The organism is Priestia sp. SB1 (genome assembly GCF_038898415.1).
Map to the genome: position 1 here is coordinate 13,711 of NZ_JBBJSS010000019.1, position 22,988 is coordinate 36,698.

A 22,988-nucleotide genomic window follows, 5' to 3' on the forward strand; every position below is an offset into this window, starting at 1 on the left:
AAATACATTTAGCTTCCTTTTCGATATATTTACATTTCACTCTTATGTGAAAGCACCTCTTTATAAACATCTAGAACTTTTTGAACTGCATCTTTCTGATCCCAATGTTTTAAAGCCCATTCTTGTGCATTGGCTCCTAACATGCCTCTATATGCTGGATCTATTAGCAAATTATAAAGATTTTCACATAACGATGTGGCATCACCTGCCGGGAAAATTAATCCTGTGGATCCATGCTGAACCATTTCAGGTAATCCCCCTGCGTCACTTACTATTACTGGTTTTTTAGCAATCTGAGCTTCAATAACTGATAAAGGTTGATTCTCTATAAGACTTGGCAAAACAAAAATGTTAGCAAGAGAGAGTAAAGAAGGCACATCGTTTCTATTACCTAAAAATAAAACCCTCTTACCTAAACCGAGCGCTCTACTCTGAGCCTTCAACTCAGCTTTTTGATCTCCATCTCCAACGACCCAGCAGACCCAGCCTTTCTTAATTTTTTTGAGTTCACTGAGAGCCTTTAATAGATGATGAATACCTTTAATTTCAGCTAATCTCCCTGTATAAATAATTACTTGTTGACCAACTGGTGGATGAACCTTAGATGGTGTTTGCATTCGCTTTAAAAAAGAATCTATATCATATCCGTAATGAAACACTTTAAGTTGATGCTCATTAACCCTAAATTCCTGAATTAAAATTTCCTTTAACCAATGATTTGCAACTATAGTACAATCAGCAGCCATAGCACCTGTATGTTCAAGTTCATTAAAATATTTAGTAGCTATATCAGCTGTAGGAGCCTTCAAAATGTCTTTGATGTAGCGATTTAACTCGTGAGCAACACAACCATGTATAGTTGCTACCACCGGCGTTTTTACACTCTTTAAGGAACGAATACACGCAGTTGCTACAACGTCTTGTGTGTGAATTAAATCATATTGGTTGATATTTAACCGAGAAACACCTCTTGTATAACCAATACGTTCTTTTTCATAAAATTTCACTACTGGATCTTTATATAGAATAGGAGTATTTTTCTCATGTTGTTCCAATTCTTCTACTAATGATAGTTCATCTTTAATTACCTCTATATTTTTATTAACAATATGAACTGATTTATTTCCAAGTCCATGTCCAAGTAAATCTACTTCATGACCTAACCCTTCAAGTTCTTGCTTTAATTGCTGCATATAATTCCAAACTCCACCTACATGGGGAACTTCCCAAAATGTAGCAAGCAGTATTTTCATTATGTTCTCTCCTCTTCCCATAGCATTCACGTTCTAAAAGTCTCTCTATATAGGTATTCATGGAATTTGGTAATGCTATAGACCTCTGCCTGTATTTTTACCCTATGTTTTAGGATCGTGTCTTGTTGAGCATTAGATGAAATATTTAGCTTTTTAAGCATACATCTATAATAAGTTTTATTTATTAGATTATTATTCAGAGTGGGGTGTCGTTAGTGGATAAGAAACCTACGTTACTAATTACCGGTGCTAGTGGATTTACTGGACTTCACGCATGTGATTATTTTTCAAGATTAGAGTTTGACGTCGTAGCTATCACAAACATGAATTCATTTTCTAATAAGCAAATTAAATGCAGAACATGCAATCTATCTAATAATGAGTCAGTAAAGGAGTTAATTTCAATAACCAAGCCGGACTACCTCCTTCATTTGGCAGGTCAAAACGCTGTGGGATTATCCTGGGATAATCCCATTCAATCTCTAGAAGTAAATGCAATGGCTACAGCATACTTACTCGATGCTCTTAGAAAAGAGATGCCTTCTTGTAAAGCTGTTATTGTAGGTTCTGCTCTTCAGTTTGATCCAACGGTTCCAGCCACGTTTAATCACCCCTATGGTCTGAGTAAGACCATTCAAACCCTCATTTCGCAATTTTGGTCAAATCAATACAATATGAATGTTGTTGTCGCTCAACCATCAAATCTTATAGGTCCTGGCTTCTCTAAAGGAGTTTGTTCCATTTTCGCTAAAAAAATTATAGATATGGAGAAAGCAGGGGAAGAACAATATCTGAGGGTCAGTAACTTAAATAATCATTTTGACTTCTTAGACGTACGAGATGCCGTTAGAGCCTATGATTTTCTACTTAGAAAAGGAGAGAATGGGCGTTCGTACAATGTCTCCTCCGGAAAAAATCATTCTTTACAAGATGTTATAAATATCTTCAAAAAGATAACTTCTATCAAGTTTCAAGTGAAAGTAGATGATACAAGTCCGTTAAATACTTTTGTTACTTTAAACCCTACAGCACTAACTGAATTGGGTTGGCAACCAACTATAACATTAGAATCTACTATCCAAGACATTATTGAATTTTATCGTTAAAGAACCTTTCTATCGTTAGAATCCCTTCCCCTTTACCTTTATGGAGAATCAAAATTCAAGTGCGTAAAAGTAACCATTCTCTTATAAAATCGAATGTTTTATGTAAATGAAGTTTCTGAGAAAGCATGTCACTTAAGGAGGTTTATGCATATTCTAATCAAGAGTGTGCTTTCATTAATAAACTTAAAATGATCATCTTCACCTTTTATTCACCTGCAAAAGTCGTAATTTAGACTACGTTTCACTTATGCTATTAAAAATTTTTTTCGGAGGGGAAACAATGGGTCCAAAAGTATCAATAATTATTCCTTTTTACAACTGTGCCTTTGTCGATCAAGCGATCGAAAGTGCCTTAAACCAAACTTATGAAAATATCGAAGTAGTTGTGGTAGACGATGGTTCAACGTCCCACACTGCGAAGATAGAGTCATTTAAAGATAAAATTGTTTATATAAGAAAAGAAAACGGTGGAACGGCTACTGCAATAAATACTGGTTTATTCGTTGCTACAGGAGAGTATATAGCTTGGTTAAGCTCAGATGATTATTTTGTTCCTGAAAAAATTTCTAAACAGCTAAACTTTATGACGCAAAAGAACATAGATGCCAGCTTTACTAACTTTGACTACATTAATAAAGATAATGAAGTTTTAATACCTTGGTGCTGTAAACGTTTCTCCAGTTTAGAAGAAGTGTATAACGCCTACTTAACGTATAATGCTATCAACGGTTGTACCATTCTTATAAAAAAGAAAATCTTTGATGAAATTGGGATTTTTTCTCCGGATTTTCGCTATACTCAGGATTATGAGATGTGGTTTCGTATGCTTGTTAATGGCTATGAAATCCATTATTATGATGAAGCACTTACAAAATTTCGTTCTCATGAACATTCGGGCACCAGCAGATACCAAAATGAGATGAGAGAAGAAATGAAAACTATCGAGTTTCATTACCGCCCTCTGCTGCAAAAATATATCAGCAAGTCAAAATCACACCCTTCGCAAGATTAGGTGAGCTTACTCTTCTATGATTACCCTTCCCCCCCTATTTATTCCTTTTATAAGCATTCCACTCGTTACTTTCATTTAATAAATGAAACGCATTATTAGGACACAAGTTTATCTTTCACTCTAAAAACTTTACATGGAAATGTGTAAAGTTTATTACATACAAATCTGTATGGAAACTTTAATAAACACACTTTGTAAAAAAATTTGCAAAACTTGTCATTATATTTATCTACTATCAGCGTGCACTCGTCCGTGCCAATTAAAAATTTTGGACATATTATATAAATAGGGATTTGCAAAACAATAAAAATTTAAGCATATATCAATTTTGAGAAAAGAAGGGACATACATGAAGGATAATAAGGATTCGTTATTTGATGAACATCTAATTGAGTTTTTAAATGAAATAAAAACTAATTTACCTACCAATTATAAGATACCTGATCCTGGGGTTGTAAGTATAATTCTTTCTCATACTAAATGAAGTGCTTTAGACGTTGAAAATTCTTATTCTTCTCCTCTTCCTATTGAATAGAGAGAAAATAATTAAAGGATGATTATAAAATGAAGATTTTATTAGTTTCCTATTACCCACTCCCCTATACCGGAGGCGTTTGGACATTTGTCTCCTCACTCCAACAGTCACTGAAAGAGTCAGGTCATACAGTTCATGTCCTTAGTCAGACGCCTGATTTAAATAAATATCGAATCATTGGACAAAAGCCAGAAATAGATATTGAAGTTTTTTCCTCCTATATTGAAGAAAAATTGCTTACTGAGCTTCCTTCACTCCCAGTGAAGAGTTGGATATACAACACTGAGTTATTTCGTTATAGCTTAGAGCTTTCGGCAGCATATTATAATCTTCAGCAATATGACCTCATACATGCGCTAGATGTCACAGCGGCAAACGCTATAAATCGAGTTAAACCTTCTCATACCCCACTTGTGACTAGTGCTCTTGGAAATCTGTCAAAAGATATTTTTTTCACACTCAAAACCATGCATCCTCATAAAACAGACAAACAAATAGAGGCCACATTTGAATATCAATATCACCAGGTAATTGAGAAGTTAGGATATGAGGCAAGTGATTTCATTCATAGTCCAACCGAATGGATGTCTCATAATATCGTAGATAATTTTTCTATTCCTTCAGAAAAAATTGTTACCTTCCCATATGGAATTAATATCCAAAAGTTCCATATGGATGCCATAGAAAGGCCATTTATCGGGCCTAAGCAGAGTAGAAAAATTATCCTTTATATGGGAAGGCTCGTCTATTTAAAAGGCATTCATCACCTCTTAGATGCCCTTTCCCTCTTAAAAGAAGATAGAGAGGATTGGGAATGCTGGATACTGGGGGAAGGCGAAATTAAAGGGGCATTAGAAAAACAATGCACAAACTTAGATCTAAAAGATAAAGTTAGATTTTTAGGTGCTTCGAATAATGTTCTTCATTTCCTTAGAGAAGCCGATATCTTTGTTCACCCTAGTATTCACGATACTCAGCCTTATTCTGTTATGGAAGCCCAGCTTGCAGGTCTTCCTGTTCTTATTAGCGATACAGCTGGATTACCTGAAATGATTGAAGTGGGAAGGAGCGGGCTAGTCTCTTCTGTAGGAAATATTTATGAACTGTATGAGCAATTAAAGTATTTGCTTGCAAATGATTTACTTCGAAACCAGCTAGCTTCTTGTACAAAAGAGTGGGCTCAAGATAAATGGGACCTTAACAAAATGGTTACTAATTTTTTGTCGCTTTACGAACAAGCAGAAAAACTTAACACAGAAAATCAAGAAAAATAAAATACCAGATACTAGAAAATATCTGGTATTTTATTTACTTACTGAGGTTTAGTCCCAGTGATTGAATCATTGAAATAAAATTCACACAGTATAAATCTGGGTTGAAATTTACTTTTACGTGCTCAAAAGCATCTTTACGTATCTTTTCTCTTAACTGAGAATCCGTCATTAACTCCTTTGCCTCTTTAACAGCTTCGGTAACGTCACCTAATGTATAGTATTTCCCCGTTTTATTATGAATAATTGAGCTTCTTACGCCATCGGAGTCAGTGGTTAAAACCGGACATTTACAACTCATCGCTTCAAGAAGAGAATATGGGGCTCCTTCTACCTTTGAAGTAGAGCATAAAAATCCGCCTGATTCCCCTATCATGGAAAAATAAACGGCCATTTGATCATTCGGAACGTTTGCATGAAGAAAAAGATGTTTTTCTAAATCTAACTGTTTAATTAATTTTTCAAATTGACCTCTTTCCTTAGCTTCGCTTAGAGTAGGGTCTTCAAACATATGTAATCGTATGTTTGAATTGTGATTATGGATTAATTCGCTACCGATTTTTAAGAACTCTCTCCAATTTTTGTTATCTTCGATTCGCCCAATCCATGCGACGTTAGGCTGATGACTAGTAGGTACAGCTTTATAGGAGAACTGATTAGTATCAAAACAATTGTTGAAACTAAACTTTGGAAATGAGGGGTAGAGTTCATCTAGTAATTGCACGATATGAGGAGTCTTGGGATTAAGAAATCCTGAAGCATAGTTAGTGACAAGAGGTATAGCATCTGTAAGAGCAGATTTCGCTGTACTTTTTGGGCCGTATCCTTGTATTTCAATAATCATTTTCCCTTGATATCCAAGCGATCTAAACCGAGGAAGAGCTTGAAAATCTGAGACAACGACAATGAGACTATAATCTCCTTCATCAAGTATTTTTTTAATTTCATGGTCTTCATTCGTTACAAACGTTTGGGTCCCATGGTCATTTATGCTTTTCTTTCTATTTTCATAATAAAGGCAATGAGCATTAATGTTGTACTTTTTAAGGGCTTTACACCTTTGACGATTTAACGTTTCTACTCCTCCACTTGGAACATAAAACACGAATAATACATTCATTTTCCCTCTCCACCTTTACGTGTAGAATTAATAAACTTCTATTTCATATGTAAACCGTGTTACATATGTTAATAAATGCGATGTAAATTTAAAAATTGTTATTTTTCCTAAAAACATAATCACAGATTTTTAATTCTTGAAAGGAGAAGTGAATATGTCAAAAGTATCTATTGTTGTGCCATTCTTTAATTGCTCTTATATCGATCATGCACTAGATAGTTTAACTAAACAGACCTACACCAATATTGAAATTATAGTAGTAAATGATGGATCTACTAAGCATACGGATAAAATCCTTCCCTATTTAGATAAAATCATCTATATTATAAAAGAAAATGGTGGCACAGCGAGTGCTTTAAATGTAGGAATTCAGCAAGCAACAGGTGATTATATATGTTGGCTTAGTTCTGATGATATTTATGATCATCGTAAAATCGCCATACAACTAGAATCGATGAAAACTCATAATGCCTTTTTTAGTCACACAAATTACTACGCCATCAATTATAGAGGACGAATCATTAGTCCGCCTTTAGGTATTCAGACGTTAAATAAATTAGATCTTATCACTAGAATAAGCAAAGGAAATATTATTAACGGCTGCTCAATTATGATTCACAAAAGTGTGTTTGACCATGTGGGTCTTTTTGACGAGACACTTCTTTATACTCATGACTATGACTTATGGTTACGAATCATTCAAATATTCGATTTACAATACATCCCTCAGCCCCTTTTGTTATCAAGGATACATGAAAATATGGGGAGCAAAAAATATGCTTCTTTTATAAAAGAAGAAAACAAAATTGTAATTAATAGTCATAAACACGTAATGGAACAGCTAGCGTTAAAATATAAAGAACACTCTTAATTACTATTTAGTTCTTGCTACTGTATAAGAAAGGCGGATTTTTAAGTAAATTAGGTAAACCGCCGAGCACCTTAAAATCGGATAAGCATATTATAAAACATAGATAATAATGCAAAAACTTTGCTTTAAGAAAGGATGAATTCTATTGGCACTATCAAGTGAAGCAAGAGCAGCGTTGTTAAAAAACCTGCTTTCATTACCTCAAACAGTCAACACAACTACTACTTCTGCTACAGACCTTTTAAATGCTGTCAACCCTGCTACTACTGTAACTAACGCCTTAAATACTATTAATCCTACTACTGTCGTAACAGATCTTTTAAATACTGTTAATACAACTACAACTGGCCTTTTAAATACCGTTAATACGACTACAACTGATATCTTAAACACTACTACGGGCCTTGTAAGTACTACTACTACTTCTGCTAGTGATCTTTTAAGAAATCTTCTCTCCATATTAGCAGGACTACCAATTTCATCTGGTTCAGCCCCGATTAGAAACGACTTAAAAAATCGTGTTAATCAAACAGTTCAACTATCTACACCAAATGAAACCATTACAGGTGTTTTACTTGCTGTTTTATCAGACTACGTGGCAGTTGCCGAAAGTGACGGATCGTTAAACTATATCCCACTTTCTAAAGTTGAAACAGTATCATCACTTTAAGGAAGGAGTCATACTATGTTTGAAAGTACTTTAGTAGCTGAATTAACAAAGCGTATTGGTACACCAGTCGAAATCGCACTAGCAGATGGCTTTGTTGAAGGAATTATCACTGCTGTAACAAATGGCCTTATTACAATCCTTCAAACTGTGGGATATGGATATGGCGGAACTACTCTTCCTTTAACTATTGCTCTTCCATCAATTACTTCAATTAAAATTTCACCAGTTGCGTAAACTAGTCAAGGTATTTTAAGAAATCACTCCAACTGGAGTGATTTCTTTTCGTGATACTTAACGGATGTTCCCTGACGTTATAAACTGTCATATCCTTATATAACAATCGATGTGTTTTTATTAGATCATTTAATACACTTACATCCTCATACATTCGTCCTCCTTCAAAATCAATTAAAGGAAACCCGTTATTTTGTTTTAAAGTCGACGTGCGATAGATGCGAGGTCCTAAGGGAAATACATAAGAAAGAAGGTCGTTTCTATTGAGAATCGCTCGTCCTTTCCTTAACCCTTTATACCTTATATTTTCTTCTCCATTCTGCTTCCATGCTCTTAAATTACCGTAGAGAACAGCTACATCTTCCTTTAAATTTTCTAAACATCTTCTTATAGTGTAAAATGCATCTGGGTCTAGCCAGTCATCGGCATCTAACTCCATGACAAATTCTGTTTCAACATATGATAGAGCCGCATTAAGAGCCTTTGCTTTCCCACCATTATCTTTACTAAGAAACCTAAAACCTGGTGTGTTTTTAAAACTTTTTATAATCTCTAGGGAATGATCGTTTGATCCATCATCAACGACTAGTATTTGCTCTGGAAGGCTACTTTGTAGAATGCACGAGTTAATAGCTATTCCTACGTAATTACCCATATTGTAATTAGCTATCATAACCGTAATTGAAGGAGGTATGTTCTGTGTTTCTAATTTTTGCTGATACTTTTCGATAAAATTCAATTTTTGAAGGTGACTACTGGTCTTATCTATAGATACCTGATTAACTAATTTATTGGGTGAAGGAAGGATAGATAGTTCATTTATTTGTGAAAGCCAAGATGGAAGAACTGATTCTTTAAATGGAAGATAACTCTTAGATAAGAAAGGGTTTTGCTTCAGAAAAGATGTTTTTATGAGAAACGGTCTTTTTATAACTTTATTATTAATTATAAAATCGTAAGTCATAGCACCTTTTTTATCATTTAAAGTTAATGTGTGCTTCATTACATTATCATTCAAATAATCATAACTATACAAAAACATAACATATTCACACGACAATCCGTGAATGTAATAATTTAACGTTAATCCTAGGTCATTATTTATTAAGTTTATACATTGTATCTTTGTGTCTTCAAAAGTCATTCCTGATTGCAGTAAAGTCTCTGGTATGTCCAAGATTATAATTTCATTTATGCGGTTATTGATAAAATGTAACGAGTCCACGGCCTTTTTTATCGAACTTGAGTTTACATAACCAACTAAAAATATCTGAATATCCCTCATTTATATTCCTCCGTCCTTAAGAACGCTAACTATGCTGCAGCTTCATGATACCTTATTTATTGTTTTTCATACCTTCAGTTTATGTGTATTGATCTATATGTATGGTTTAAACCTAAACGCTTTTTATAAAAAAGCATTCTTAATTGTATCTTGATTTAATTGAGAACAGTTTAATTAACCTTATAAATTAATTAGTTTGTCCAATCACTGGGGGACAAGTTTTCATATAGTAATAGTACAAAGAAAGGGGGTTTAAAATACCATGACAATATTATTAGATTCTAGAACATCTCAAAATGCTAGTATTGCTAACTCTATTTCTATCCCTATTACACTTCTCTCTAATCCAGGTCTATTCGGTCAAATTGGCCTCAACGTTACAAGTGCTACAGGTGCTATCCGTACTCAATTAAGTGGTACTGTAGCTTGCCAATTACCACTCCTCCCTGTCGCAACTACTGTTACAATTACTATTGTAAGAGGTACTGCCTTTAACGACCCAGTTGTCTACTCTTCGTCGGAGGCGTTGAATATTAATCTTTTAGGACCACAGCTTTTTACGTTTACTGCTTCAGATTTTAACGTACCAAAGCCAGCTTCTAACCTTTTAATTTACACAGCTTTTATCACTTGTAACATCCTAGGAACTGTGAGAGTTGGACCAGAAAGTTTTAATGGAGTTGCTTATTCGGATTAAGGATATTATTGAATTTTATTTAATAAAAAAGTCTTCGCTTTTGCAAACGCGAAGGCTTTTTTACTTTCTTTTATTTACTAAAACACGCACGAATAAATTTAGCTAAATGCATTCACAGAATAAAAATTCCTCTTTATTCTGTTTTCCTATATAGGATTAAAATGATTTCCCTTCCTTGTTTTTACGCTCAGAAGGTTAGTTACATATTAAAGGATGTCTAATGTAACTAAGATAGCGATTAATACTTGTAATAGTACTTGAAGGTTTACAGCGATATCTGTGTCAGTAGCTGTAACATTTACATTTGTAGAGTTTTCAATAATTGTTTTTTGAGAATTTTTTTGTTTAATGCTAGCGAATTGTTTTAGTTCTTCAACGACGCTGTTTCCTTGAACATTATCACCGATTGTAATACGAACTACTACTGCAATAGCTATTTGTAAAGCTACTTGAATAGTTGCTGCTATTTGAGTATCTGTTGTTTGTACTCTAACACCTTCTGAATCTTTAACAATAATTTTCTCAAAAGATTTTTGTTCAGTAGCTGCTATTTGATCAGCTTCTTGCCATACGTCTCTACCACTGAACCGTTTATTTTCACAATGGTCTAGTGCTCTCCATTTTCTTTCACCCATTTTTCTCACCTCGTTTAATTTTTAATTAAAGAACATCGACAAGTACAATAATAGCTACTAATACTTGTAACAGTACTTGAACGTTAAGAGCCACGTCTGTATCAGTCGTTGTAATTTCTACATCTTTGGAATTCTCAATATAAATTTTTTGTTTATTTGTTTGCTCTATTTCAGATAGCTGTAATAAGTCTTGAAGCACACCATCTTTTTGAACAGTATCGCCGATGGCAATACGGATTACAATAGCGATGGCTACTTGGATAGCCACTTGAATACCGATAGCTGCTTGAGTATCTGTTGTAGTGACGTTAATATCGCAAGAATCTTTAATCCAAATTAATTCGTCTGATTCTTGATCGATTAAAGAAAGTTGATCTGCATCTTGAACTACTTCTGCATTAAAACTTTCGAAACTCTCGTTGCTTTCGAAACTCTCACGACTATTATAGTAATCATATTCTGTAGATTCACTTTCATAGTGATCTACTTTACAGCCATCTTTACAATGCTTCTTAGAATCATCTTTTTTATGTTTGCTTTTGCATTTTTTCTTTACATCGTAAGAATAATACTTTTTAGATGACATAACTAACACTCCTTTTTCATGGTATGTATTAATATATGAACATACCAATCAATAGGATTGGGCCAATTGACCATTGAGTGCAACCATTTTAAAAAACAACAAAAACGCCTATTTAACGGCGTTTATGAATGGTATAATTCATTTTTTCTTGTTGGTAGCATTTGTTTGTTTTACAAACTCATCCACTCGTTTTGACAAATCTTCAACCATTTCTTTAAGCATTTGCTTCTTCTCTTCAGATAAATTTCCTTTGATCTGTTCTTTATCTATGCCATGTTTAGAAAAAACGTCATTTACTAATAAGTCCATTAGCTTATTTGGAACAATCTCTGGTCTTTTGGGTGAATCACTCATATTAATCGCTCCTTTTGTATAAGGTCGTATTCATAACAACATATGCAGGAATGGCCTAAAAGGAAACAATTCCCCAGTGTTTTCCTGTGTTATTGAAGCGATTTTTTATTCACCTATATTTTCATTTAAATAAAACAGCAACATGTCTATCTCAGGTGCACTCTAAATAGTCATATTCTTTCCCTAAAAAATTTAAGATAATAAAATAAATTTAACATCATATATTTGTACATAAGGTAAGTGCCTTATGTTTTCAACGATTTTCCTAACAGTATTTATGAAAAGAGTTGAGTTAAATGGGAAAAAAAGCAAAGGTTGTGCATGTTGCAGGTGATTTTTTATCTCCAAGAGGAAAGTCATCTACTAATCAAATTTATACAATAAATGAGGATAACAATACGGTTTCTGTAATGGATGGATCAACAAATGATTTTATTGCCACTATAAATGTAGGTCGTCAGCCAACAAATGTAAATGGAAATCCATCTACTAATCGTATTTATGTAACTAATAAAGGTGATGATACTGTTTCAGTTATTGATGCAGGAACTAATACAGTTATTGGCATTATTCCAGTTGGTGATCAGCCTTCAGGTGTAGGAGTTAACCCCTACACAAATAGAGTTTATATCACAAATGCAGGTCAAGATACTGTTTCCGTCATTGATGGTGCAACAAATATTGTTATAGCCACAATTGCTGTAGAAACCCATCCAATTAATTTAGATGTTCATCCCTATATTAATCGTATTTATGTAGCAAACAAGTTCAAAAATACTGTCTCTGTTATTGATGGATTAACAAATACAGTAATGTCTACAGTGCGAGTGGGTGATCAGCCTACTGACTTAGGGGCTAATCTATCCAGCAACCGTATTTATGTAGCTAATAAAAATAGTGACACTGTTTCCGTCATTGATGCAGGTACAAACGCTGTAATTGGGATAGTACCAGTCATAGAACAACCGTCTATGGTTGATGTTAACGTCGATAATAATCAAATTCACGTAACGAACGAAGAAAATAGTGTAGTGTCTGTCATTGATGGTGCAACGAATATTGTCATTGCTACCCTCCCTGTAGGTGATCAATCAACTTATACAATAACTGATGCCTAATACAAGAACATAATGTGGATATTTATGCTCTATAAGAGGTGGCATAACAGTGATTTTATGTTATAACCTGTAGCGACAATAACCCTATTAGCACACAGTTATTGTTGCTACAATTAATAATTTTGACTACTGCTTAGAGAATTCACTTTTCATCAAATTTTTTCCACCTTTGATAAAGAGAAGGACGGATATCTTTAACATGAGATAAAAATTCTTTTGATAATTTTAGTTCCTTCAAATCGGTTAGCAATTTAATAGGAATAGGTCGGTTAGAAGTAAAAGCTCTTTTAAGATCAATCATTTTAAAATTCCCCTGTTCATTTATTAAAATATGTCGTAATTCGGTATCTTGTCTACGAAAATTTAATTTTTTTAATTCATCAAAGAAATCTATCAACTGTACAACCAATGACTTTTCTATATCTCCGTTTTTTTTAAGCTGTTTTGCCAAAGAAATCCCTTCAATATACTCCATGACTATGTAATTTGGTCCATAACCGTAGAGTTGAGGAATAATAGAAGAGGGCTGTCCCACTTGTATCGCTTCCAACTCTTTTTCATATACCTCCTCTTTGAAAAATACTTTTATACATCGATCAGAAGACAATCGATAAATAACACCATCTTTTCCTTGGCCAACTACCTCATACCTTTTAAAGCTCGTAAGTACATTCTCGTTTTTTTCCACCAACCTCTCAGAAGAGTGTACAAATACTTTGTCACTCAAAAAATCAAGTTGTTTAACGCTGCTAGACGAAATAAATTGATCATTATTATTACTAAGCATTTGATACTTTTTCTTATCCTGCCATTTAAAGAAAGTTGTTTTCGGCAACCTATCCCATCCATTATGATTATGTTGGTAATGAAAATATGATTTCCCCATTCTGTTCCTCCTTCCCCATTTATTATTCTATTCCTTTATAAATAAATTGCTTGTATGCTTATCTATCTACATACAATTTCACAAAAAATTTTTGTTAAAATCCAAGACAAGCACCCTCTCCTGTTACTAATGGTTACATATTATAGTAATGAAAGAGGTGATATTGGTATGAAATACAAAGAAGATTGGACTTTAGAAGAAAAAGCTCACAAAAATCCGTGCAAAAAGTGTGAAAAGCATGAGAAGCATGAGAAGCATGATTCTTGTAAAGATATTTGTAAAAAAATGAGAGTTATTAATTTATGGAAATTTAATTCTAAATAATAATTTTAGCTAAAAAAGAAATAAGACCTATTGGCTTTTATCAACAGGTCTTATTTCTTTTTTATTGGGAACCTTTCATTACTACTAAAATTACATAACAAAGGATACAACAAATATCTCTTCTATGTTAACTAGTAGAGCTCTAATTTTTAATTCTCCGCCAATGACGGTTTCTAATATATGGATAACCTCATATATTGTTTATAGTACAAGTATAGAAGAAAAAGTTACAGGAGGCACAGATATGAGCGATTGTATATTAGTGATCGGGGCTCATCCTGATGATGAACTATTGGGAACTGCAGGAACCTTAAAAAAATTTGTAAATGAAGGTTATAAAGTAATTTCGGTAATTACTGCTTTAGGGCGAAAGGAAGAAGCCCATCACATTCAAAAATTTGGTCGACTTGCCAATCAAGAAATTGGCATTGAAGAAGTAATATTTCTTGAGCATGTCAATCTGGAACTAGAAATGATTCCTCTTCACGAGTTAACTAAAGAGATTGAACAACTTATCAAACGATACAAACCCGTCAAGATTTTTACACATCACTATGGAGATTTAAATAAAGACCATCAGATTACTTTTCAAGCAGTGTTAACTGCAGCTAGGCCAATTCCTTATATGCCCCCCATAGAATTAATTACATTTGAAACCGTTTCATCGAGTGAATGGGGTACTTTTGGTTGCGAAAAAACATTTAAACCGAATTACTTTGTAGATGTTACGGACACTATGGAAAATAAACTTAATGCCCTTAAACATTATGATCTCGAAATGAGAGCGTTCCCTCATCCCCGTTCTTACGAAGGCATTGAGTACTTAGGAAGGGTAAGAGGCATGAGTGTTGGCGTACCTTATGCTGAAGCTTTTGAAATTATAAGGAGGGTTTGGAAATGAACCATGAGATTGCCTTTCCCTACCCCTATCTAATTGAAACATTAGATCAATATTATGAACTTAAGTCACGTTCTCCTAAAAAATCCGTTGCAAAGGAAATCCCTAAGAGGAGAAGCTCATCAAAACAAAGTTCAAAAAAGAAATTTTCTATTTTAATTGCTACCTTTTGGAGCTTTCCTCACGTAGGTGGACTTTCAAATTATATTTCTACTTTAAGTAAAAGTTTAAAAAGCCAGGGACATAGAGTAGACATTATTTCCCCCAATCAATTTTCAACTTCAAAAGTAAAGCAATTTCGAGAGATTGCCACTCCAAACCTAAAACATTTGTTTACCAAACGCTATGGAAATTACAATGAGAGAATTTTAAATCATCAAAGGCTTATATATGTATACGAAAAAATGCTTGAAACAGTGAATTTAGAGAAATACGATATTCTTCATGCACAAGATTTGTTTACAGCAAATATTCTAGGAAGGTTTAATGAATTTTACAATAAACCCTTATTTTTTACACCTCATGGCATGTTTACATCTAATAGACTCAAATTTAACATCATCAAAAAAGGTTCCGTAGAAGAAGCGTATTTTACGGAGCTTGAAAGTAAAGCGATTGAATATGCAAGTCATATTATTGTTTTAAGTGATTCATTTCGTGAACCTTTAATAAAGCTAGGAGCAAAAAATAGAAACATTACTACAGTTATTACGGGAATTGATTATCCAGTGAACCAAAGGGAAAGAAAAGAAAAGAACTCACAAAAGCTAGTTATTACGTGCGTAGCTAGGCTTGGTCCTCGAAAAGGACATAATTATCTGTTTGACGCGCTGGCACGCCTGAAAAAATACACTTCCAATGTGGAGGTATTAATCGTCGGTGATGGACAAATGAGAGAGAAATTAGAAAAACAGAAAAAGGCTCTAGGTTTATCAATGGTAAACTTTTTAGGTTCCAGAGATGATGTACCTTCACTCTTAAATAAAACTGACATTTTTGTACTTCCAACAATTAATGATAGCTTACCCATTTCAATAATTGAAGCTATGCATAACGGCACTGCTGTAATTTCCACAAATTGCGGAGGAATTCCTGAGCTGATAAAGCATAATAAAACCGGTATTATTGTTGAACCTGGAGACCCTGAACAGCTAGCACATGCACTAAAATTTCTTATTACAAATAAAGAAGTGCGAAATAAAATGAGTATGAATGCGAAAATTCATGCTAAAAAACACTTAACTATAGACAGCATGGTAGGGAAAATACAGCATTTGTACACTGATTTTTGGGAGATGAATTAAAGTATGAACCATGAACATTCTGCAGTTATCCTTGACCTAAGTGCTAACGGAGTTGGCATTATTAAAAGTTTAGCAACAAAAGGCATAAAAGTTTATGCTTTTGACACGAAAAAAGCGTATAAAATAGGAAAATCACGCCTTGCTACTTGCGGTATATGTCCTAGTCCTTTAACTGAGGAAAAGAAACTATTAAACTTCTTGATTACCCTGTCTAAAAAAATCGGTTCAAAACCTGTTTTATATACAGGAGCAGATGACTACGTACAATTCATTTCCAAAAACCGAGACGAATTGCTAAATTACTTCTTGTTTTTATTACCTGATGATAATTTAGTTGAGCAAGTGCTTGATAAAAATAAAACTTACGAGCTCGCTGTCAAGCATAATATTCCATGTCCAAAAACATATGTAATAGATAGTAAAGAGGAACTTGAAGAGGCTATCTTAAATGTTGAATTCCCATGTATTTTAAAACCTGTTCTCGGCCACGAGTTCAGAAAGAAAATCAACAAAAAAGCAATTGTATTTGATACTCCAGAGCAGTTAAGGAATGATTATTGTTTTTATAGAGAATGCGGACAATTAGTTATTCAAGAACTAATTCCTGGAGACAATCAATGCTTTTATAAAGTAGCTACTCTCTATACTGAAAATATGGAACTACTTGCATTATTCTCCTTACAAAAAAACCATCAGTTTCCTGCAGAATTTGGAACAGGTGCTCATATTGTCAGCAAAAGAGTTCCTAAACTTATCGATATATGTCTTCCATTTTTTGAAGAAATAAAGCTCAAAGGCATAGGTATGGCTGAATTCAAAAAGGATCCAAGAGATGGAATTTATAAATTCATTGAAATAAACCCTCGCTTTTGGCTTACCCATAGTCTCACAGGCCCCTCAGGTATTGACTTTGCCTACACCTATTATTTATACCTCACTAACCAAAACCCAGAGCCTAGATTGAATCAAATAGACGGTATTAAATGGATTTACCTTATAAGGTATTACCTTACTTTCCTTCAAAAGAAAAAAACTTCCGAAATGACATTCAAAGATTTTTATCTGGGGCTGCAAGGTCAAAAAGAGTTTGCTTTATTTGCATGGAATGATCCAATGCCATTTTTTAGAAGCGCATGGTCTCATTTAGTTAATACGTGGAAACGTAAGCGAAAGGAATGACTACTATTGTATGATCCTAAGGCACTCTATTATCGGATTACAGATTTAAAAATAGCAGAAAAACTTTCTTATTCGATGGGTGAGAAAATTACAATTATCCCTTCAGAAATTAAGTGTTTAAAATCCACAAAACGAAGTAGTATATATAAATTACTGCTTCAAAGAAAAAATGGTTATTATCCAATTATCTTTAAGGTCTACAATTCAACAGCCTATAAAAATGAAGTAGAAATCAATATTTATAAAAAATCTTACCCAATTTTAAAGGAGTTTTTGCCTCGTATTTATCTTGTAGAAACAGTAAAAAATGAAACTTGGATCTTTATGGAATTCGTTAGTCAAATACGTGGACAATTGACCTTCTCTCCGTCTCACTTTCAATATATTATCCCAAGTATAGCTAAACTTCATGCTCAAACTTTTGAAAACAGGTTCAAAAAGAAGGAAAACGTTTGGAAAAATTGGCTCCCTGTTTATACTTCTACAAAAAAGACTAGGGCCAAATCTATGAATGAAACAGTTGATCTGTTGCACGCATCAATAAAAGATGCTCGGGTTAATCATATTGTAAAACCTTATTATCTATCATTAATTAAGCTATACAATAAAGGACCAGATTTCTTCCCTGAATTAATTAAAAATGGATTAGCTATCACCCATGGGGATCTGCATATGCAAAATATATGTAGCAAAAATGTTACTGGTCATACACCATGGCCTATTCAATTCATCGATTGGGAATCAGCAAAATACGCTCCAGTATGGTTTGACATGGTTGTATTAGTAGAACTACTGCTAGGCTTCAGAAAAGATTGGCAAGCCAATGCAGAAACAATACGTACTAAATGTGTACGTCTGTACGTGGAAGAAATGAAAAAATACGGAATTACGTTTAAAACAAACCCTATGACTCTTTATAAAATGGCCTACCTCCAGCGCACCTTAGAAAGAGGTCTTCATACTCAGTTGAGAAGGATTGCTGATAATCGTGAAGGTGAGCTCTTAAGTTATCACCTTGAAAAAATTTCAACATGGGGCAGGGAACTAGGAATATACGAATAAATAGATTTTGGAAAATAGCTTTTAGACTATCGATTTAACAATAGTCTAAAAGCTATTTTTACCTTAATGTACAAGCAATTTCCCTTTTCAAAAATACAATATATAGAAACACCAATTTTAAATAAAGGCAGGGAATTTATTTGACTAAATTTTATTATGATTCTAATGAAGAAAGTAAGCACTGCTTGAAAGCGATGTATGACATGCGTAAAAATAAAGAAGAAAAAGACTATGGCAAAGATAAATGCAAAGACAAACACGAAAAAGACTACGGCAAAGATAAATGCAAAGACAAACACGAAAAAGACTACGGCAAAGATAAATGCAGAGATAAACATGAAAAAGACTACGGCAAAGATAAATACAAAGATAAACATGAAAAAGATCATGGCAGAGATAAATGCAAAGATAAACATGAAAAAGATCATGGCAGAGATAAATGCAAAGATAAACATGAAAAAGATTATGGCAGAGATAAATGCAAAGATAAACATGAAAAAGATTATGGCAGAGATAAAGTTGTCTTTTACGAGAAAGACTATGCTAAAAATAAATGTAGATGCAGTAAAAGTTACTACAATTAAGCTATTTGATTCTAACTCTAATTACTTGTAACTAAATAAGTATCAAGAAAGGACTATTGACTCTCGGGTTAATAGCCCTTTTCTTTTTCACAGACAGAATGTCTAAAATATAGCTGCAGTAATCAAGATACTTAAAATTTTCTAGTAATAAAAAAACCACCATGCACAAAGTAAATTGTACATGGTGGTTTTTTATTATTTTAGAAGCAACAGCCTTTATTGGATTTTTTATTTTGACTGTTACAACCAATACAAAATGTTTTCTGTATAAAGACATTTAAAGTTCCAGCCGTAGTAGCAGAAGGATTCGAAACAGTTAATTTTTCAAAGTTTTCAACTTGAAAAGCTCTTGTAGAACCTGCAGGTATAGTCGCTGAGATCGGTAGCCTAGATCCTCTAACAAAAATTGATACCGTAAGACCAGTAGCTACACCAACACCAGTAGCTGCAGCTGATAACTGAAGAAGCGTTTTGTTATGGTTTCTAGTAAAGTCTTCAAAAACAGTTACATCTATAGCATTAGCAGGAACTGCAATAGTTAATGGGATATTTCCTGTTAAATTGGTTCCAGAACCCTCAATTGTATGATTTTCAATAAAGAATTTTTCATTCTCTTTTTTCTTATTATATGAACCCTTAGATGGGTAAGCTGCTTCTACATAATATACTTCATCGTTTTTATTATGGTGACGATAGCTTTTTATAATAATCACTCCTTTTTTATTTATATACTATTTTATTCATTTGTTTATAAAATGTTTGTGTGCTTGTCCAATAATAGTCATTTTCATAAAAAAAGTGATTATTAGACTATCTAATTTCAGGTTAACAACACGTTAAAGGAATTATTTGTATGTAGAGATAAGGTAATTAGAGTAGAAATTTCGCAGAGATTGGTTGTTTTATAAGCTAATAGAAACAGTAGTAGTGAAGTTTAAGGCGTAAACAAAGATGTAAAATTCAAGTACAATACAATGCTTTAATTGCAGAATTTCACCACCTCACCATTTGGTGAATAGAAAATGCATTCATGCATGATTACTTTAACAATTAGAGCATTCACCTTTTGTTCCCTCTCAGGTTTCTTTCTGGAATCAAAAGGTGAATCTCCACACCTATACAAATACATATAATAAACTGTTTACAGAGTTAGTTTACGTTCATTGATCATTTTGTAAACTATATCTTCATTGTTTTCTAAAAGCTCTTTAGTAGTGGCACTATGGTTTTTGGCATGGCGAGAAAAATTCGCTTTGCTATACCATTGGTGACATAGAGGACAAGGTAATTCGTTTTCAACTTCATAATTAATTGACGTCCACCTAGTAGAAAAAAAAGGAGATTTATCTGTATTTTCCTTTGTATACGAAGTGTTTTCACGATGTATACGATTTTGTATTCGCTGTGTAGTTGCAGCAACTTCATTTGTACTGGCGTTGTATAGACCATCTTCTAATTCTTCTTTAATGAGCAAATATCCAGCTTCAGACATAGATAACCCTAACTCTTCACAACGTTGTCGAAATTGCTCATATATACTTTCAGGTAACCGAATGGGCAGAACCTTACTTGGTTCTTTTGCTTTTGATTGCCGAGCGTACTTATCCAATTTCCCCAACCTTATCACCTCATTTATACAATTTGTATATACATTCAATACAATTCTTTATTGTTCCTGCTAACGCCTTAACTACATCCTGTATACGCTATGTAGTTAAAGCGTTTTAGAGTGAAACCTATTTACTTAATAAACTTGGTGGATGAAGAGGTGAAAATTGTATCGATAATGCTCCTAAACAATGAGCCCGGATGATGCTAGTTATCAGTAGGATTCACTCTTAGGTTATAGATTCTATATCACTTATACTATCATTAGGCGCTCATTTACCAAGTAAATGAATACCATAAGTATTGGAAGTTCTATTTGAAGAAACAACTGAAAAACTTACAGTTATTTTAATATTTGTTAACAAACCTATATATAATCATTTCAGATAAAGAAGGCACGTGTGAATGTATATGTTGGACAAAAGTCGCTAGAGTAATATTTTTTCATCTTTTCCTTATAACAGCTATAAAAGGTCAAGTTATAATCAACTACTCTAATGTATAAAGAACCTCAAGGTTACCTTTCTTCTTTTATCCTTCTTGTATGTCTACTCTCCCCTTCACTGATTTAAGGTAGATGAAATTGCAATAAAAGGAGGTATTGACACTTGATACGTAGATACGTTCTCTGTAAAAAGATCTCTTACAAAAAAAAGAAACGAAAAGCTCATTGTTACAGATCACCCCATTCTGTATATGTTTCCAATTCACAATCTATATTGGTATTTTGTTCCATCCATAACCTCTGTAATCAAAAGTACAGAGGGCCTCAGGGGCCTCAAGGGCCTCAGGGATCTCAAGGGCCTCAGGGATCTCAAGGGCCTCAGGGACCTCAAGGGCCTCAGGGACCTCAGGGGCCTCAGGGACCTCAGGGACCTCAGGGGCCTCAGGGGCCTCAGGGGCCTCAGGGGCCTCCACTCTCAGATTTAATTCCCTCCACTAATTTATTATATTTTACTTTTTCAGATGGTCAAAAACGCCTATATACCAATAATGATGGGATAGCTCAATATGGAACCACTGAAATATTGGCACCTGAAGAAGCTTCTTATATCAATTTATTTATTAATGGTATTCTACAGCCTCATATTAATTATCAAATTCAAAAAGGAAGCTTAACTTTACTCACAGAAGAAGTACCTTCAAAAGGGGTTCCTATTATTATCCAATTTGTGTTAATTAATAAGGAATTATAAAAAAGTTTATAAATTCTAAGATAGTCATAAAAAAAAGAACTGACTTCCCCAGTTGGGAAATCAGCTAAAAAATAGAATACATTAGTTAGTTTACAACAAACTCAACCACAATAGGGGTAGCAGATGCAAGGGTGTCTCCATCAGGAATGGTAATAAAACTATTAGTAACTGTTGAAGTATCACCTGTTTGAATTTGCCCGTTAATATAAAGATTATAATAAGCAGGAGCAGTTGGAAAAACTGTAGCAGCTGTTCCTCCATCAGTAGTAAAAGCTGTAGCAAGAATACTATAGGTAGCGCCAGTACCTGTTCCTGCTCCTGCAGTGCTACTAAACCTTAAAGAATTCATAAAGGGCTTAACGATTGGCATTTATGATCCTCCCTTCTTAATTATTGAATTATTTATCGCTCTTCTTTTTTAAAAATTTTAAAATGCTTCTTTACGAATACACTTTGAAATCATTAAAGGAAATATAAAACAACGCTAATTCTCTATTTATTATTCTTCTACTTTAATTTAGAAACGGCAAAAGACCTAAATGGTAAAAAAGATTCTTCACCATTTAAAAATTTGGACTACCTCTATAGACTATTGACCGTGGCAAATAATAGAAATCTGACTATTAATAGATAGAGGGGATATTAACATTCTTTCTACATCCCATGCTTCGAAAGGAGAATAAGACATATGCCTATTATTAAACCTGTTTTTACAGCCACTAGTACAATTGCTGGAGATATTACAGTAGCAACAGCAACGAGTGTGGCTCCTACCCCAGCAAGATTTACAACATTTGTAACGGCCCCAATGGTTGCAGGAGGAGTCACATCGATACCTGCTGGAAGCTTTATTGATGATGTAGGAGCAACAATCACAGCTTTGCCTGATGTAACAGCTAATTCTTACGCTAATATATATATCAATGGAGTCATGCAACCTACTAATGTCTACACTTTATCTACTACAGCTTTAAATATTGATGATACTGTAACTGTTGGAGCACCTGTAATTGTAGAATTTGTTACTCACTCTGCAACTTCTACCTCAACTCCAACTAGTACGTTATCTGTCACTACCGTAATTAATACGTAATCCTATATAAAATAAAAAACATGACAAACCTTTAATATTGTCATGTTTTTTATTTTATATTGGAGTGTAACATTTGAATTTCCAATATAACTAATTGCTCTTTATAT

General features: G+C 33.7%; 26 protein-coding genes. 16 read left to right on the top strand and 10 right to left on the bottom strand.

Annotated elements, in window-relative coordinates:
• Positions 1-29 precede the first annotated feature (29 nt).
• Positions 30-1,253: a glycosyltransferase family 4 protein gene (locus WKH56_RS33955; protein WP_098112991.1), complete on the bottom strand. Its 1,224-nt coding sequence runs from the start codon at positions 1,251-1,253 to the stop codon at positions 30-32.
• Positions 1,254-1,468: 215 nt separating this feature from the next.
• Between WKH56_RS33955 and WKH56_RS33960 the strand changes: the two genes are divergently transcribed.
• From WKH56_RS33960 to WKH56_RS33970, 3 genes are all read left to right on the top strand, one after another.
• Positions 1,469-2,359 (top strand): NAD-dependent epimerase/dehydratase family protein, encoded by an 891-nt coding sequence (locus WKH56_RS33960; protein WP_098112990.1) that lies wholly within the window; start codon positions 1,469-1,471, stop codon positions 2,357-2,359.
• Positions 2,360-2,639: 280 nt separating this feature from the next.
• Entirely contained in the window at positions 2,640-3,371 is a 732-nt protein-coding gene (locus WKH56_RS33965) for a glycosyltransferase (protein ID WP_098112989.1), read from the top strand.
• Between the two features lie 564 nt (positions 3,372-3,935).
• Positions 3,936-5,180, top strand: a complete 1,245-nt coding sequence (locus tag WKH56_RS33970) for a glycosyltransferase family 4 protein (RefSeq protein ID WP_342837718.1) — start codon at positions 3,936-3,938, stop codon at positions 5,178-5,180.
• A gap of 34 nt (positions 5,181-5,214) precedes the next feature.
• Here the strand turns inward: WKH56_RS33970 and WKH56_RS33975 are convergent, their stop codons facing one another.
• Positions 5,215-6,297: a glycosyltransferase family 4 protein gene (locus WKH56_RS33975; protein WP_342837719.1), complete on the bottom strand. Its 1,083-nt coding sequence runs from the start codon at positions 6,295-6,297 to the stop codon at positions 5,215-5,217.
• A 154-nt stretch (positions 6,298-6,451) separates the two neighbouring features.
• Here WKH56_RS33975 and WKH56_RS33980 point away from each other — a divergent pair, with 154 nt between their 5' ends.
• The 3 genes from WKH56_RS33980 to WKH56_RS33990 all read left to right on the top strand — a co-directional run bounded on the left by WKH56_RS33980 (position 6,452) and on the right by WKH56_RS33990 (position 8,072).
• The gene (locus tag WKH56_RS33980; protein ID WP_205827165.1) at positions 6,452-7,168 is read left to right on the top strand and encodes a glycosyltransferase family 2 protein; all 717 of its coding nucleotides are present in this window, start codon (positions 6,452-6,454) and stop codon (positions 7,166-7,168) included.
• A 145-nt stretch (positions 7,169-7,313) separates the two neighbouring features.
• Complete coding sequence (locus WKH56_RS33985) at positions 7,314-7,838, top strand: hypothetical protein (RefSeq protein WP_014462121.1); 525 nt, start codon at positions 7,314-7,316, stop codon at positions 7,836-7,838.
• 15 nt (positions 7,839-7,853) lie between these two features.
• Positions 7,854-8,072, top strand: a complete 219-nt coding sequence (locus WKH56_RS33990; RefSeq protein WP_014462120.1) for a hypothetical protein — start codon at positions 7,854-7,856, stop codon at positions 8,070-8,072.
• 1 nt (position 8,073) lies between these two features.
• Here the strand turns inward: WKH56_RS33990 and WKH56_RS33995 are convergent, their stop codons facing one another.
• Positions 8,074-9,357, bottom strand: coding sequence for a glycosyltransferase family 2 protein (locus tag WKH56_RS33995; protein ID WP_342837722.1), 1,284 nt, complete (start codon positions 9,355-9,357; stop codon positions 8,074-8,076).
• 262 nt (positions 9,358-9,619) lie between these two features.
• On the opposite strand from WKH56_RS33995, the gene WKH56_RS34000 reads away from it, so the two are divergent.
• A complete protein-coding gene (locus tag WKH56_RS34000; RefSeq protein WP_014462118.1) occupies positions 9,620-10,054 on the top strand; it encodes a hypothetical protein in 435 nt (144 codons plus the stop codon).
• A 206-nt stretch (positions 10,055-10,260) separates the two neighbouring features.
• Here the strand turns inward: WKH56_RS34000 and WKH56_RS34005 are convergent, their stop codons facing one another.
• From WKH56_RS34005 to WKH56_RS34015, 3 genes are all read right to left on the bottom strand, one after another.
• Positions 10,261-10,689 (bottom strand): spore coat protein, encoded by a 429-nt coding sequence (locus WKH56_RS34005; RefSeq protein ID WP_014462117.1) that lies wholly within the window; start codon positions 10,687-10,689, stop codon positions 10,261-10,263.
• Positions 10,690-10,714: 25 nt separating this feature from the next.
• Positions 10,715-11,275, bottom strand: coding sequence for a spore coat protein (locus WKH56_RS34010; RefSeq protein ID WP_048022224.1), 561 nt, complete (start codon positions 11,273-11,275; stop codon positions 10,715-10,717).
• Between the two features lie 138 nt (positions 11,276-11,413).
• A complete protein-coding gene (locus tag WKH56_RS34015; protein ID WP_048022222.1) occupies positions 11,414-11,629 on the bottom strand; it encodes a spore coat protein in 216 nt (71 codons plus the stop codon).
• 317 nt (positions 11,630-11,946) lie between these two features.
• Here WKH56_RS34015 and WKH56_RS34020 point away from each other — a divergent pair, with 317 nt between their 5' ends.
• A complete protein-coding gene (locus tag WKH56_RS34020; protein WP_165574251.1) occupies positions 11,947-12,747 on the top strand; it encodes a beta-propeller fold lactonase family protein in 801 nt (266 codons plus the stop codon).
• A gap of 142 nt (positions 12,748-12,889) precedes the next feature.
• Here the strand turns inward: WKH56_RS34020 and WKH56_RS34025 are convergent, their stop codons facing one another.
• Entirely contained in the window at positions 12,890-13,633 is a 744-nt protein-coding gene (locus tag WKH56_RS34025) for a hypothetical protein (protein WP_154974752.1), read from the bottom strand.
• A gap of 168 nt (positions 13,634-13,801) precedes the next feature.
• Here WKH56_RS34025 and WKH56_RS34030 point away from each other — a divergent pair, with 168 nt between their 5' ends.
• The 6 genes from WKH56_RS34030 (at position 13,802) to WKH56_RS34055 (ending at position 18,984) form a co-directional block, all read left to right on the top strand.
• Entirely contained in the window at positions 13,802-13,957 is a 156-nt protein-coding gene (locus WKH56_RS34030) for a hypothetical protein (RefSeq protein ID WP_342837725.1), read from the top strand.
• Positions 13,958-14,201: 244 nt separating this feature from the next.
• Entirely contained in the window at positions 14,202-14,858 is a 657-nt protein-coding gene (locus WKH56_RS34035; RefSeq protein ID WP_342837727.1) for a PIG-L deacetylase family protein, read from the top strand.
• Positions 14,855-16,159 carry a glycosyltransferase family 4 protein gene (locus WKH56_RS34040; RefSeq protein WP_342837729.1) on the top strand — a complete coding sequence of 435 codons (1,305 nt, stop codon included), beginning with the start codon at positions 14,855-14,857 and terminating at the stop codon, positions 16,157-16,159. Before WKH56_RS34035 ends, WKH56_RS34040 begins: the two co-directional genes overlap by 4 nt.
• A 3-nt stretch (positions 16,160-16,162) precedes the next feature.
• On the top strand, positions 16,163-17,338 hold the full coding sequence (locus tag WKH56_RS34045; protein ID WP_342837731.1) for a carboxylate--amine ligase: 1,176 nt from the start codon (positions 16,163-16,165) through the stop codon (positions 17,336-17,338).
• Between the two features lie 6 nt (positions 17,339-17,344).
• Positions 17,345-18,400 carry an ecdysteroid 22-kinase family protein gene (locus tag WKH56_RS34050; RefSeq protein WP_226556546.1) on the top strand — a complete coding sequence of 352 codons (1,056 nt, stop codon included), beginning with the start codon at positions 17,345-17,347 and terminating at the stop codon, positions 18,398-18,400.
• 140 nt (positions 18,401-18,540) lie between these two features.
• On the top strand, positions 18,541-18,984 hold the full coding sequence (locus tag WKH56_RS34055) for a hypothetical protein (protein ID WP_342837733.1): 444 nt from the start codon (positions 18,541-18,543) through the stop codon (positions 18,982-18,984).
• Between the two features lie 200 nt (positions 18,985-19,184).
• Here WKH56_RS34055 and WKH56_RS34060 read toward each other — a convergent pair whose 3' ends face one another.
• On the bottom strand, positions 19,185-19,697 hold the full coding sequence (locus WKH56_RS34060) for an exosporium protein D (protein ID WP_226556544.1): 513 nt from the start codon (positions 19,695-19,697) through the stop codon (positions 19,185-19,187).
• 428 nt (positions 19,698-20,125) lie between these two features.
• On the bottom strand, positions 20,126-20,602 hold the full coding sequence (locus WKH56_RS34065; RefSeq protein WP_033580848.1) for a hypothetical protein: 477 nt from the start codon (positions 20,600-20,602) through the stop codon (positions 20,126-20,128).
• Between the two features lie 598 nt (positions 20,603-21,200).
• Between WKH56_RS34065 and WKH56_RS34070 the strand changes: the two genes are divergently transcribed.
• Positions 21,201-21,788 (top strand): DUF4183 domain-containing protein, encoded by a 588-nt coding sequence (locus WKH56_RS34070; RefSeq protein ID WP_342837734.1) that lies wholly within the window; start codon positions 21,201-21,203, stop codon positions 21,786-21,788.
• A gap of 85 nt (positions 21,789-21,873) precedes the next feature.
• Here the strand turns inward: WKH56_RS34070 and WKH56_RS34075 are convergent, their stop codons facing one another.
• Positions 21,874-22,158, bottom strand: a complete 285-nt coding sequence (locus WKH56_RS34075; protein ID WP_028412741.1) for a DUF4183 domain-containing protein — start codon at positions 22,156-22,158, stop codon at positions 21,874-21,876.
• A 318-nt stretch (positions 22,159-22,476) separates the two neighbouring features.
• Between WKH56_RS34075 and WKH56_RS34080 the strand changes: the two genes are divergently transcribed.
• A complete protein-coding gene (locus tag WKH56_RS34080) occupies positions 22,477-22,881 on the top strand; it encodes a DUF4183 domain-containing protein (protein WP_028412740.1) in 405 nt (134 codons plus the stop codon).
• Positions 22,882-22,988 lie beyond the last annotated feature (107 nt).

Coding starts and splice junctions, on each gene's coding strand:
- WKH56_RS34015 (WP_048022222.1), bottom strand. CDS start 11,629: ATGAGTGATTCACCCAAAAGACCAGAGATTGTTCCAAATAAGCTAATG.
- WKH56_RS34005 (WP_014462117.1), bottom strand. CDS start 10,689: ATGGGTGAAAGAAAATGGAGAGCACTAGACCATTGTGAAAATAAACGG.
- WKH56_RS33995 (WP_342837722.1), bottom strand. CDS start 9,357: ATGAGGGATATTCAGATATTTTTAGTTGGTTATGTAAACTCAAGTTCG.
- WKH56_RS34080 (WP_028412740.1), top strand. CDS start 22,477: ATGCCTATTATTAAACCTGTTTTTACAGCCACTAGTACAATTGCTGGA.
- WKH56_RS33970 (WP_342837718.1), top strand. CDS start 3,936: ATGAAGATTTTATTAGTTTCCTATTACCCACTCCCCTATACCGGAGGC.
- WKH56_RS33955 (WP_098112991.1), bottom strand. CDS start 1,253: ATGAAAATACTGCTTGCTACATTTTGGGAAGTTCCCCATGTAGGTGGA.
- WKH56_RS34030 (WP_342837725.1), top strand. CDS start 13,802: ATGAAATACAAAGAAGATTGGACTTTAGAAGAAAAAGCTCACAAAAAT.
- WKH56_RS34025 (WP_154974752.1), bottom strand. CDS start 13,633: ATGGGGAAATCATATTTTCATTACCAACATAATCATAATGGATGGGAT.
- WKH56_RS33980 (WP_205827165.1), top strand. CDS start 6,452: ATGTCAAAAGTATCTATTGTTGTGCCATTCTTTAATTGCTCTTATATC.
- WKH56_RS33990 (WP_014462120.1), top strand. CDS start 7,854: ATGTTTGAAAGTACTTTAGTAGCTGAATTAACAAAGCGTATTGGTACA.
- WKH56_RS34010 (WP_048022224.1), bottom strand. CDS start 11,275: ATGTCATCTAAAAAGTATTATTCTTACGATGTAAAGAAAAAATGCAAA.
- WKH56_RS34040 (WP_342837729.1), top strand. CDS start 14,855: ATGAACCATGAGATTGCCTTTCCCTACCCCTATCTAATTGAAACATTA.
- WKH56_RS34035 (WP_342837727.1), top strand. CDS start 14,202: ATGAGCGATTGTATATTAGTGATCGGGGCTCATCCTGATGATGAACTA.
- WKH56_RS34000 (WP_014462118.1), top strand. CDS start 9,620: ATGACAATATTATTAGATTCTAGAACATCTCAAAATGCTAGTATTGCT.
- WKH56_RS34075 (WP_028412741.1), bottom strand. CDS start 22,158: ATGCCAATCGTTAAGCCCTTTATGAATTCTTTAAGGTTTAGTAGCACT.
- WKH56_RS33965 (WP_098112989.1), top strand. CDS start 2,640: ATGGGTCCAAAAGTATCAATAATTATTCCTTTTTACAACTGTGCCTTT.
- WKH56_RS34045 (WP_342837731.1), top strand. CDS start 16,163: ATGAACCATGAACATTCTGCAGTTATCCTTGACCTAAGTGCTAACGGA.
- WKH56_RS33975 (WP_342837719.1), bottom strand. CDS start 6,297: ATGAATGTATTATTCGTGTTTTATGTTCCAAGTGGAGGAGTAGAAACG.